Source organism: Marinobacter sp. G5_S1_61_S3, assembly GCF_054968585.1.
In genome coordinates this window covers 126,094-138,610 of the sequence record NZ_JBQKUK010000008.1, presented here as the reverse complement: position 1 = coordinate 138,610, position 12,517 = coordinate 126,094, and the positions used below count along the sequence as shown (strand labels likewise).

At 55.7% G+C, this 12,517-nt stretch carries 9 protein-coding genes; 7 read left to right on the top strand and 2 right to left on the bottom strand.

Annotation, left to right across the window (positions count from 1 at the left end; all coding sequences use genetic code 11):
* The 3 genes from fadB (at position 1) to topA (ending at position 6,241) form a co-directional block, all read left to right on the top strand.
* Complete coding sequence (fadB, locus tag ACTRWH_RS09725) at positions 1-2,148, top strand: fatty acid oxidation complex subunit alpha FadB (protein ID WP_036208096.1); 2,148 nt, start codon at positions 1-3, stop codon at positions 2,146-2,148.
* Positions 2,149-2,181: 33 nt separating this feature from the next.
* Positions 2,182-3,357: an acetyl-CoA C-acyltransferase FadA gene (fadA, locus tag ACTRWH_RS09720; protein WP_036208088.1), complete on the top strand. Its 1,176-nt coding sequence runs from the start codon at positions 2,182-2,184 to the stop codon at positions 3,355-3,357.
* Positions 3,358-3,604: 247 nt separating this feature from the next.
* Complete coding sequence (gene topA, locus ACTRWH_RS09715) at positions 3,605-6,241, top strand: type I DNA topoisomerase (RefSeq protein ID WP_228210705.1); 2,637 nt, start codon at positions 3,605-3,607, stop codon at positions 6,239-6,241.
* Between the two features lie 61 nt (positions 6,242-6,302).
* Here the strand turns inward: topA and ACTRWH_RS09710 are convergent, their stop codons facing one another.
* Together ACTRWH_RS09710 and gltA are read right to left on the bottom strand one after the other, a co-directional pair.
* Positions 6,303-7,178: an NAD(P)-dependent oxidoreductase gene (locus ACTRWH_RS09710; protein ID WP_036208083.1), complete on the bottom strand. Its 876-nt coding sequence runs from the start codon at positions 7,176-7,178 to the stop codon at positions 6,303-6,305.
* A 117-nt stretch (positions 7,179-7,295) separates the two neighbouring features.
* Positions 7,296-8,570 carry a citrate synthase gene (gene gltA, locus ACTRWH_RS09705; RefSeq protein ID WP_036208079.1) on the bottom strand — a complete coding sequence of 425 codons (1,275 nt, stop codon included), beginning with the start codon at positions 8,568-8,570 and terminating at the stop codon, positions 7,296-7,298.
* Positions 8,571-9,028: 458 nt separating this feature from the next.
* Here gltA and sdhC point away from each other — a divergent pair, with 458 nt between their 5' ends.
* Genes sdhC through ACTRWH_RS09685 form a run of 4 tightly spaced genes read left to right on the top strand, consistent with a single transcriptional unit; the run spans position 9,029 to position 12,235 of the window.
* A complete protein-coding gene (gene sdhC / locus ACTRWH_RS09700; protein ID WP_036208076.1) occupies positions 9,029-9,403 on the top strand; it encodes a succinate dehydrogenase, cytochrome b556 subunit in 375 nt (124 codons plus the stop codon).
* The gene (sdhD, locus tag ACTRWH_RS09695; RefSeq protein ID WP_036208073.1) at positions 9,397-9,741 is read left to right on the top strand and encodes a succinate dehydrogenase, hydrophobic membrane anchor protein; all 345 of its coding nucleotides are present in this window, start codon (positions 9,397-9,399) and stop codon (positions 9,739-9,741) included. Before sdhC ends, sdhD begins: the two co-directional genes overlap by 7 nt.
* A gap of 3 nt (positions 9,742-9,744) precedes the next feature.
* Complete coding sequence (gene sdhA, locus ACTRWH_RS09690) at positions 9,745-11,517, top strand: succinate dehydrogenase flavoprotein subunit (RefSeq protein WP_075196838.1); 1,773 nt, start codon at positions 9,745-9,747, stop codon at positions 11,515-11,517.
* A gap of 13 nt (positions 11,518-11,530) precedes the next feature.
* Positions 11,531-12,235: a succinate dehydrogenase iron-sulfur subunit gene (locus tag ACTRWH_RS09685; protein ID WP_036208067.1), complete on the top strand. Its 705-nt coding sequence runs from the start codon at positions 11,531-11,533 to the stop codon at positions 12,233-12,235.
* Positions 12,236-12,517 lie beyond the last annotated feature (282 nt).

The window sequence follows — 12,517 nt, the reverse complement described above, 5'->3', positions numbered from 1 at the left end:
ATGATTTACGAAGGTAAAGCCATCACGGTTAAAGAGATCGAAGGCGGGATCGCTCAGTTGAACTTTGACTTGCAGGGCGAGTCAGTGAACAAGTTCAACCGTCTCACGATTGAAGAGCTCCGCGCCGCGACTGACAAACTGGAAGCGCAGAAGGGCCTGAAAGGCCTGGTTGTGACCAGTTCCAAGGACAGCTTTATTGTTGGCGCCGACATTACGGAATTCACCGACCTGTTTGCCGGGCCGGAAGAAGACCTCGTTGCCAACAACCTCAAGGCCAATGAAGTATTCAGCGCGATTGAAGATCTGCCTTTCCCCACCGTAACGGCGATCAACGGTATGGCGTTGGGTGGCGGCTTTGAAATGTGTCTTGCCACGGACTACCGGGTGATGGACAAGAAGGCCAAAGTAGGTCTTCCGGAAGTAAAGCTGGGCATTTTCCCAGGTTTCGGTGGCACTGTGCGTCTGTCCCGTCTGGTCGGTGTTGACTACGCGGTTGAATGGATCTGCGGCGGCACTGAGAACCGTGCCGACAAAGCCCTTAAAGTCGGTGCAGTTGATGCCGTACTTGAGGGTGAGAAGCTGGTAGATGCGGCCATCAGCATTATCAACCAGTGCAACGACGGCAAGCTGGATTACCAGGCGCGTCGTGAAGAAAAGAAGGGCAAGATCAAGCTGAACGCCATGGAAAGCATGATGGCTTTCGAGATCTCCAAGGCGTACGTTGCCGGCCAGGCTGGCAAGAACTATCCGGCACCGGTCGAGGCGATCAAGGTCATGCAGAAGCATGCCGGCCTTACCCGTGACAAAGCGATCGAGGTTGAGGCTAAAGGCTTCGCCAAGATGGCCAAAACCAACGTGGCAGCCTGCCTGGTTGGCCTGTTCCTGAACGACCAGGAGCTGAAGAAAAAGGCCAAGGCCTGGGAGAAGGAAGCCAATGACGTGAAACTGGCGGCCGTTCTGGGCGCTGGCATCATGGGTGGCGGTGTGGCTTACCAGTCCGCATTGAAGGGTACGCCCATCATCATGAAGGACATCGCCCAGGAAGGCATCGCTCTGGGTCTTAAAGAGGCCAAGAAGCTTCTTTCCAAGCGCGTTGACAAGGGTAAAATGGACGCCAGCAAGATGGCTGACGTTCTGAACAGCATCACGCCGACACTCAACTACGGCGACTTCAAGAACGTCGATCTGGTTGTTGAGGCCGTTGTTGAGAACCCGAAGGTTAAAGACGCTGTTCTGCGTGAGACCGAAGACAATGTTCGTGAAGACGCGATCCTGACGTCCAATACCTCCACCATTTCCATCGATCTTCTGGCCAAGAACCTGAAGCGTCCGGAAAATTTCTGCGGCATGCACTTCTTTAACCCGGTGCACATGATGCCCCTGGTTGAGGTTATCCGTGGTGAGAAGACCAGTGACAAGGCTATTGCCACCACAGTGGCCTACGCCAAGGCCATGGGTAAGACCCCGATTGTGGTCAACGATTGCCCAGGCTTCCTGGTCAACCGTGTGCTGTTCCCGTACTTCGGTGGTTTTGTGAACCTGGTACGTGACGGCGCGGATTTCCAGCACGTCGATAAGGTCATGGAGAAGTTCGGTTGGCCAATGGGCCCTGCCTATCTGCTGGACGTGGTTGGCATGGACACCGGCAAGCACGCTGGCGAAGTCATGGCTGACGGCTTCCCGGACCGCATGAAGCACGAAGGTACTACCGCCATTGACGTGATGTTCGATAACAACCGTTACGGACAGAAGAACGATAAGGGCTTCTATAAGTACGAACTGGACCGCAAGGGCAAGCAGAAGAAGGTTGTCGACGAAGAAACCTACAAGCTGCTTGAGCCGGTTGTTCAGGGTAAGAACGATTTCAGCGACGAGGACATCATCGCACGTATGATGCTGCCTCTGTGCCTCGAAACCGTTCGCTGCCTGGAAGACGGCATTGTTGAAGACCCGGCAGACGCCGATATGGGCCTGATTTTCGGTATCGGCTTCCCGCCGTTCCGTGGTGGTGCCCTGCGTTATATCGACGACATGGGTGTCGACAAGTTCGTCGAGCTGGCAGACAAGTTTGCAGATCTTGGTCCCCTGTACCATCCGACCGAGAAGCTGCGTGAAATGGCCAAGACTGGCGAAAAGTTCTTTGGCTAACCCTGAACGAGATTTCCGAACGGAGAAAGATCTATGAGCCTTAATCCGAGAGACGTTGTCGTCGTCGATTGCGTGCGGACTCCGATGGGGCGTGCCAAAAACGGCTGCTTCCGCAATGTTCGTGCGGAGACCCTGTCGGCTGCGCTTATCGAAGCACTGTTTGAGCGCAACCCGAAGCTCGACCCGAAAGAAGTTGAAGATGTGATCTGGGGCTGTGTAAATCAGACCAAAGAGCAGGGCTTCAACGTGGCGCGTCAGATTTCATTGCTGACCCGCATCCCTCATGAGTCGGCTGCGCAGACCGTGAACCGTCTGTGTGGTTCTGCCATGAGCGCGATCCACACCGCTGCCCAGGCGATCCAGACTGGCAACGGCGATGTGTTCTTCGTGGGTGGTGTTGAGCACATGGGTCACATTCCCATGACCGACGGTTTTGACCACAACCCGGCTGCGTCCAAGTACTCTGCCAAAGCGTCCAATATGATGGGCCTGACCGCAGAAATGCTCGCCAAGATGCACGGCATCACCCGTGAGCAGCAGGACGAGTTTGGCGCACGTTCACATCGCCTGGCGCATGAAGCCACTCAGGAAGGCCGCTTCAAGAACGAAATCGTTCCGATTGAAGGCCATGACGAGAACGGCTTTAAAGTGCTGATCGAGGAAGACGAGACCATTCGTCCCGAAACCACCGCTGAATCGCTGGGTCAGCTGAAGCCAGCGTTCGATCCGAAAAACGGTACAGTGACTGCAGGTACGTCCTCGCAGCTGACTGACGGTGCCGCAGCCATGGTGCTGATGTCCGCAGAGCGTGCTGAAGCTCTGGGCCTGAAGCCGGTTGCCAGGATTCGCAGCATGGCTGTTGCCGGTTGTGATCCCGCGATCATGGGTTACGGCCCGGTTCCGGCCACCAAGAAGGCGTTGAAGCGCGCAGGCCTGAAAGTCGAAGATATCGACTTCTGGGAACTGAACGAAGCCTTTGCGGGTCAGTCCCTGCCGGTCCTGAAAGACCTGAAGCTGTTGGGTGTAATGGAAGAGAAAGTAAACCTGAATGGTGGCGCGATTGCCCTTGGGCATCCGCTGGGTTGTTCCGGTGCACGTATCTCTACAACCCTGTTGAATGTCATGCAGGCCAAAGGCGGTAAGCTTGGTGTTTCCACCATGTGTATCGGCCTGGGGCAGGGCATTGCAACGGTATGGGAGCGTCTCTGATTCATTGAGCAGAATCAGTAACGCTGTCTCAGGAGGCCCGGCAAACGCCGGGCTTTCCTGTCTCTGACTGGAGAAAAAGGCGCCTGGAAATAAAAGAATGGGTTGTCTTGCTTTTCTTGACCCTGTAAAACAATGCACCTATACACTTGTGGCGGCTATGGACTGTTTTCTAGCCGACTGATTTTACAGCGAGTTTCCGGTTTGCTGATTTTTTAACCGATTATCGCCAAGGACACAGATCTCCGATATGGGTAAAAGCCTCGTTATTGTCGAGTCGCCAGCGAAAGCGAAGACCATCAACAAATACCTGGGGTCCGACTTCATTGTGAAGTCCAGCGTCGGGCACATTCGCGACCTTCCGGTCAGCGGTAGCGGCTCAACGTCAGATCCGAAAGAACGTGCCAGGCAGGCCGCGTTGACCCGCAAGATGAGCCCGGAAGAGAAGGTGGTTCACAAGAAACGGAAGTCCAGGGAGCAACTGGTTGCCCGCATGGGGGTAGATCCTGACCAGGACTGGAGCGCCCGATACGAGATACTGCCCGGCAAGGAAAAGGTTGTCAGCGAACTCAAGCGGTTGGCAAAGTCCGCCGATCATATCTATCTCGCGACGGATTTGGACCGTGAAGGGGAGGCGATCGCCTGGCACCTCCAGCAGACCATTGGGGGCGAACCCGAAAAATATCGCCGCGTGGTGTTCAATGAGATAACCAAGCGTGCCATCCAGGAGGCCTTCAAGGATCCGGGGAATCTCGATAACAACCGCGTTAACGCGCAGCAGGCGCGTCGATTCCTCGACCGGGTCGTCGGCTATATGGTATCGCCATTGCTGTGGGCCAAGATAGCACGCGGCCTTTCGGCCGGTCGGGTTCAGTCGGTTGCAGTCCGGCTTATCGTCGAACGCGAACGGGAAATCCGCAAGTTCATTCCCGAAGAGTTTTGGCAGTTGCATGCTGACCTGGCTTCGAAGCAGGCCGAGCAGCCCGTTCGTTTTGAAGTGACCCGATACGACGATAAAGCCTATCGTCCAGTCAGTGAGAAACAGAGTGTCGAACATGTTGACCGCCTGAAAGATGGCACGTTCAAGGTGGCCAAACGAGAGGACAAGCCGACGCGCTCACGTCCCTCCGCCCCCTTCATTACGTCCACGCTGCAGCAGGCGGCCAGCAACCGGATGGGGTTCAGCGTCAAGAAAACCATGATGCTGGCCCAGCGCCTTTATGAAGCCGGCTTCATTACCTACATGCGTACCGACTCGACCAACCTGAGCCAGGACGCCGTGAGCGGTTGCCGCGAATTTGTCAAAAAGCAGTTCGGTGATAAATTCCTGCCGGAGAAACCAAGGGTATACGGTAGCAAAGAGGGCGCCCAGGAGGCCCACGAGGCCATCCGTCCGACCGATGTGAGTCGTAGGCCAGCCGATATAAGCGGCCTGGAGAAAGATGCTGAGAAGCTCTACGACCTGATCTGGCGCCAGTTTATTGCCTGCCAGATGGCTGATGCTGAATTCCTGAGCACGTCCATTGTGGTTGCCAACGGTGATTACGAGCTTCGTACGCGGGGGCGGATCATCAAGTTTGAGGGTTTCCTCAAAGTGGCGCCCCAGTCGGCCAAGAAAGATGAAGATATCGCGCTTCCGGATATCAAGGTTGACGAAACCCTGGCACTGAAGAAGCTCGATCCCAGCCAGCATTTCACCAAGCCGTCGCCGCGCTATACCGAGGCGAGCCTGGTCAAGGAGCTGGAGAAGCAGGGTATTGGGCGGCCATCCACCTACGCATCGATTATCTCCACCATTCAGGATCGCGGCTACGTTCGTTTGCAGAATCGCCGCTTCTACGCTGAAAAAATGGGCGAGATCGTCACCGAACGGTTGTCGGAATCCTTTCCGAACCTGATGGACTTTGACTTCACCGCCAAAATGGAAGGTGAGCTGGATGACATCGCCGGTGGCGAGGTGGACTGGAAAAAGGTGCTCAATGACTTCTACGGTCGTTTCCGTCAGCAACTGGAAACCGCCGAGAGTGGCGAAGACGGAAGCATGCGGGCGAATACCCCGACCGAGACTGACATTCCGTGCCCAACCTGCAGTCGCCCCATGCAGATTCGCGTGGCCAGTACCGGTGTTTTCCTGGGATGCTCAGGGTACTCCCTGCCGCCTAAAGAACGGTGCAAAACGACCATCAACCTGGTGTCCGGTGACGAGGTTGTCAGCGCGGACGAAGATGTCGATGGCGAAGGTGAAACCCGTCTGCTCCGCAAGAAGCGGCGTTGCCCGAAATGCGGAACGGCCATGGACAGTTACCTGGTGGACGAAGGTCGCAAACTCCATGTGTGCGGTAACAACCCGGATTGTTCCGGCTATGAAGTGGAGAAGGGTACGTTCCGAATCAAGGGTTATGAAGGTCCAACCCTGGAGTGCGACAAGTGCGGCTCCGAAATGCAGCTTAAAACCGGGCGTTTTGGGAAATACTTCGGCTGTACCAATACCGAATGCAAGAACACACGCAAGCTGCTGAAAAGCGGCGAGCCTGCGCCTCCCAAGATGGATCCGGTGCCGATGCCTGAGCTGCAGTGCCAGAAGGTTGAAGACACCTATGTGCTGCGTGATGGCGCTTCCGGATTGTTCCTGGCTGCCAGCAAGTTTCCCAAAAATCGGGAGACGCGTCCGCCGCTGGTTATGGAGATCAAACCTCACCGCAAGGAAATTGATCCCAAGTACGGTTACTTGATGGATGCTCCGGAGCGTGACCCGGAAGGTAATCCGACGGTTATCCGTTACAGCCGGAAGAGCAAGGAGCAGTATGTGATGTCGGAAAAGGACGGCAAAGCGACAGGCTGGTCTGCGTGGTTTGTGAACGGCAAATGGCAGCCGAAAGAGAAGTGACTATAGGATGACTGGCAGGTTGGGCTCGACACCTATCCTGCCAGTTGTTTGAAAGCGAACCTCAGGGTTTCTTGCGTAGCCGTTGTATCAGTGAAGACGTATCCCAGCGGCTTCCCCCCATCTGCTGAACATCTCCATAGAACTGGTCAACGAGTGCGGCGACCGGAATCCTTGAGCCGTTTTTTCGCGCCTCTTCGAGGCAGATTGCCAGATCCTTGCGCATCCAGTTGACAGCGAAGCCGTGCTCGAACTCCCCATCAATCATAGTGCCTGAGCGATTTTCCATCTGCCACGACTGAGCTGCTCCTTTTGAGATCACGTCGACGACCTTGCGGACATCCAGTTCCGCCTGTTCGGCAAAGTGAAGGGCTTCCGAGAGGCCCTGAACCAGTCCGGCGATGGCGATCTGGTTGACCATCTTCGTCTTCTGGCCGCTGCCGATCGGTCCCATGTGGTTCAGGGCTTTGGCGTAATGCTCCATCAGCGGTTTCGCTTGCGAAAAAGGGTCGGCCTCCCCGCCACACATAATGGTAAGCTGGCCGTTTTCCGCACCCTGCTGACCACCGGATACCGGGGCGTCAATGAACTCAAGGTTGCGGGCGCTGGCAAGCTGGCCCAGTTGCTCTGCAATGCCTGCCGAAGCAGTTGTATGGTCGACCAGCACGGCGCCGGGCTTGGCGTTGGCAATGATGCCCTCAGGGCCTTCATAGACTTTTTCCAGATCTATATCGGCACCCACACAGGTAAATACGAAGTCTGCGTCAGCAACGGCGGCGGCGATAGAGTCGCAGGCCTTGCCTTTATACTGGCTCGCCCAGCTCTCTGCTTTGGCGTGAGTGCGGTTCCATACCTGGACTGTAAGGCCGGCGTTTGCCAGGTGGCCGGCCATTGGATAGCCCATTACGCCGAGACCGATAAATGCGGCAGTTACGTTCATCACTGTTTCTCCAGACGTGGTTGCTGTTAGCGCGAAGTAGGCATCAATCATTGCAGAATGTGAGGGCACAAAAAAGGCCGCTGATGCAGCGGCCTTTCGATTTCGGCTATCCGGGAGCTACTTCTTGGGGTAGCTTCTTGCTTCGGAGCCTGTGTAGAGCTGTCGCGGCCGGCCAATGCGGTAGTCGCCGCTGACCATTTCGTTCCAGTGTGAGAACCAGCCAATGGTCCGCGAAAGGGCGAATATAACCGTAAACATGGACGTCGGAATGCCGATGGCCTTGAGGATCAGGCCGGAGTAGAAGTCCACGTTCGGGTAGAGTTTGCGCTGGACGAAATACTCGTCTTCAAGGGCAATCTTCTCGAGACGCTGTGCGATCTTCAGGAGAGGGTCGTTCTCCAGGCCGAGCTCAGTCAGAACTTCATGCGCAGTTTCGGCCATTACCTTGGCGCGCGGGTCAAAGTTCTTGTAGACCCGGTGACCAAAGCCCATCAGGCGGAATGGGTCGTCCTTGTCCTTCGCCTTGGCGATGAATTTCTCGATGTTGGACTCGTCCCCGATTTCCGCGAGCATGTCCAGAACTGCTTCGTTGGCGCCGCCGTGTGCAGGGCCCCACAGCGCTGCAATACCGGAGGCAATACACGCGTAGGGGTTGGCGCCGGTTGAGCCGGCCAGGCGAACGGTTGAGGTGGACGCGTTCTGTTCGTGATCGGCATGCAGGATGAAAATCTTGTCCATCGCCTTGGCGAGGATCGGGTTTGGCTTGTATTCCTCGCAGGGAACACCAAACATCATCTGCAGGAAATTCTCAGAATAGGTCAGGTCGTTGCGGGGATACATGAACGGCTGACCAATGCTGTACTTGTAACACCAGGCCGCAATGGTCGGCATTTTGGCGATCAGTCGGTGAGCAGTGATTTCACGCTGCTCGACGTTGGTGACATCCATCTGGTCGTGATAGAAAGCCGACAGGGCTCCAACGACGCCGCACATAATGGCCATCGGATGCGCATCACGGCGGAAACCCTGGAAGAAGTTGCGCATCTGGTCGTGCAACATCGTGTGGTTTTTGATGGTGTCATGGAAGCGCTTGTTCTCTTCCGCTGTCGGAAGCTCGCCGTTAAGCAGGAGGTAGCAGACTTCCAGGTAGTCGGAGTTTTCTGCCAATTCCTCGATTGGGTAGCCTCGGTGCAGGAGAACGCCCTTGGCTCCGTCGATGTAGGTGATCTGGGATTCGCAGGCTGCGGTGGATACAAATCCAGGGTCGTACGTAAAGACGCCTTCCTGGACGAGGCTTCTCACGTCAATGACGTCAGGGCCGACGGTGCCTGAGTAAACCGGTAGCTCAATGGACTTGTCACCCACCGAAAGCGTGGCTTTCCTGTCGGTCATGGTGCTCTCCTATTTATCAGCATTTGGAAGCGCTAGAAGGCGCGTATTATCGCAAAACTGGCGGCAAAATATAGGGCGTTGGCTTTTTTTGTCAATGGAAGAGGCAATAAAACCCATTATTTGACGCCTGCTGTAAATCAGGGAAATCCGGAATACGGCTGCTTTCGAGGTTTAATTGATTTTGTCAATCCTCTTTATAGCGAGTCCCAGGGCCTGATTTAACGGGCCCTGACAGAGTTGCGCGTTTGTAATTGAAAAGGGTACTCCTTATAATCCGTAGCCCGGAATCGGGGATATAACAGGCCGCAGCGTCAGATATCAAAAGAGCGCATGCCGGTTTTTCTCCCTCCTGAACATATCGTGTGCCGGATCCGTTCAGCATACCGATCCTTACATACCAACCATCCGCATCCGGTTTTTTCCGGCCCCGCGGAACCAAGAGAGAGTGTGAGAGCGCTGTGAATAGCAAACGACCAGTAAATCTCGATCTCGGCAAGTTTCATTTTCCGCTGCCAGCCATCACGTCCATACTGCATCGCGTCAGTGGCATCATCATATTTGTGGGTGTTGCTTTCATGTTGTACGGGCTTCAGCTTTCCCTTTCCGGGGAAGAAGGCTTCAGTCGGGTTAGTGGCTTGCTGGACAGCTTCCTTGCGAAGCTGATTACCTGGGGCATTCTGTCTGCCTTGCTGTACCACCTGGTTGCGGGTATCAAGCACCTGCTGATGGATATGGGCATCGGCGAAGAGCTGGAAAGTGGCCGGCTCGCGGCGAAAGCCACAGTCGTAATCTCCGTTATTCTCATCCTTCTGGCAGGAGTCTGGGTATGGTAAACAGCGTCACGAATCTCGGACGTAGCGGTGTTTTCGACTGGATGATCCAGCGTGTTACCGCCTACGTGCTTGCTCTGTATACAGTTTTTCTTTTCGGGTTCATCCTGACCACTGACGTTAATTACGACAGCTGGTCGGCGCTTTTCGACCAGACCTGGTTCCGCATCTTCACCCTGCTTGCACTGCTCTCAATCGGCGCGCACGCCTGGGTTGGGCTCTGGACAGTGACAACGGATTACATCAAGGCGACCCTGCCGCGCTTCCTGGTACAGGCACTTTGCGGTCTGGCCATGTTCGTGTATTTGGTCTGGGGCATTCAGATTCTTTGGGGGCTTTAATTAATGGCTAATATCAAGACCATGTCTTATGACGCGATTGTTATCGGTGGCGGCGGTGCCGGTATGCGTGCCGCCCTTCAGTTGACAGAATCCGGCGTCAATACCGCATGTATCACCAAGGTATTTCCGACCCGTTCCCACACTGTATCTGCCCAGGGCGGTATTACTTGCGCCATCGCCAGTGCCGACCCCAATGATGACTGGCGCTGGCACATGTACGACACCGTCAAGGGTTCCGACTATATCGGTGACCAGGACGCGATTGAGTACATGTGTTCCGTGGGCCCGCAGGCCGTGTTCGAACTGGAACACATGGGGCTGCCGTTCTCCCGTACCGAGCAGGGCCGTATTTATCAGCGTCCGTTTGGTGGTCAGTCCAAGGGGCCGGACAATCCTGCCCAGGCGGCGCGTACCTGTGCTGCTGCGGACCGTACCGGTCACGCGCTCCTGCACACGCTCTATCAGGCGAACCTCAAGGGCGGAACCACCTTCCTGAACGAGTGGTACGCCGTTGATCTGGTGAAGAACAGTAAAAACGAAGTGGTTGGTGTCGTCGCCATCGAAATCGAGACTGGCGAAGTGGCTTACATCAAGTCCAAGGCAACCGTTCTTGCCACTGGCGGTGCAGGTCGTATCTACGCCTCCACCACCAACGCCCTGATCAATACCGGCGACGGTATTGGTATGGCGCTCCGTGCCGGTTTCCCGATGCAGGACATGGAGATGTGGCAGTTCCACCCCACGGGCATTCATGGCGCCGGTACTCTGGTAACAGAAGGTTGTCGAGGTGAGGGCGGTTACCTGATCAATTCCGAGGGTGAACGTTTCATGGAGCGTTACGCTCCGAACGCCAAAGACCTGGCTGGTCGCGACGTGGTTGCCCGCTCCATGGTGATTGAGATCCTGGAAGGCCGTGGATGCGGTCCGGACAAGGATCACGTTCTATTGAAGCTGGACCACCTTGGTGAAGAAACGCTGAACCTGCGCCTGCCGGGTATTTGTGAGCTTTCACGCACCTTTGCGCACGTGGACCCGGTTAAAGAGCCGGTGCCGGTTGTGCCAACCTGTCACTACATGATGGGCGGGATTCCCACCAACGTAGGTGGTCAGGCCCTGACTCAGGATGAGAGCGGTAACGACACGCCCATTCCCGGGTTGTTTGCCTGCGGTGAAGCAGCTTGTGTGTCCGTTCATGGTGCCAACCGTCTTGGCGGTAACTCCCTGCTGGATCTGGTCGTCTTCGGCCGTGCCGCTGGCTTGCACATTGAAGAGCAGCTTCGCGGCGGCTTTGAGGTGGACGGCGCCAGTGAGGAAGACATCAAGAACGCGATGGCGCGCCTTGATCGCCTGAACAGCGCCTCGGAAGGCGAGAGCGTTGCCGAAGTGCGCAAGGATCTGCAGAACTGCATGCAGCTTTACTTCGGTGTGTTCCGTGACGGCAAGAGCATGGAAGAAGGTCTTGAGAAGCTGGAAGCGATTGGTAAGCGCGTACGCAATACCAGGCTCGCGGATACCAGCAATGCCTTCAACACCGCGCGTATCGAAGCCCTTGAGCTTGATAACCTTTATGAAGTTGCACTTGCAACGGCTGTTTCAGCCTACGAGCGCAAGGAAAGTCGCGGTGCTCATGCCCGTAACGACTTTACCGAGCGTGATGATGAAAACTGGCTGAAGCATTCGCTGTACTTCCCGCTGGACAAGCGTGTTGGAAAGCGTGATGTAAACTTCGCTCCGAAAACGGTGGATACATTCCAGCCGAAGATCCGGACTTACTAAGGGGGATTGTGCAATGTTAGTAAGCCTGTACCGCTACAACCCGGAAACCGACAATGCGCCCTATATGCAGGACGTAGAGCTGGATATACCGGAAGGAAAGGACCTGATGGTTCTGGATGTCCTTAACCTGGTCAAGGAGCAAGACCCCTCAATGGCCTATCGCCGTTCCTGTCGGGAAGGCGTCTGTGGGTCCGATGGTATGAACATGAATGGCAAGAACGGTCTTGCCTGCATCACGCCGCTGTCGGAAGTGCTTAAGAACAACAAGCTGGTTGTTCGCCCACTTCCGGGCCTGCCGGTGATTCGTGACCTGGTTGTGGACATGAGCCTGTTCTACAAGCAGTACGAGAAGGTTATGCCGTACCTGGTCAACGACAATCCGGCGCCCGCCATTGAGCGTTACCAGTCACCGGAAGACCGGGAAAAGCTGGACGGCCTGTACGAGTGTATTCTCTGTGCCTGCTGTTCCACGGCTTGCCCCTCATTCTGGTGGAATCCGGACAAGTTCGTTGGCCCGGCCGGATTGCTGCAAGCCTACCGGTTCCTGGCCGACAGCCGGGATACTGCACAGGAGGAGCGTCTTGCCAATCTGGATGATCCGTTCAGCGTATTCCGCTGTCGGGGCATCATGAACTGTGTCAGCGTTTGTCCGAAAGGCCTTAACCCAACACGGGCGATCGGCCACATTCGGAACCTTCTGCTTCAGCGGGCGACGTAAGCAGAATCTGAAACAAACGCTATACTGTGCTGACAAGGCTCGCACCCGGAAGGGCCCGCAACGACGCGGGCCCTTCAACCAAAGGCTTATAGTCAAAAGTCTTAGCAGGGTGCACACTACGCAGGCCGTCACGGGAGCTTAAAAGGTTCCTGACGGATTGCTGAGTATAATAACCACCGGGGAACGGAAAACATCCTTGTTGGATGTGGTGGCCAAAGTCGATCCCGTAAAAACCCGTATTGACTCAGATATACCCCTGGCCGACCATAGCCAGCTCCCCGC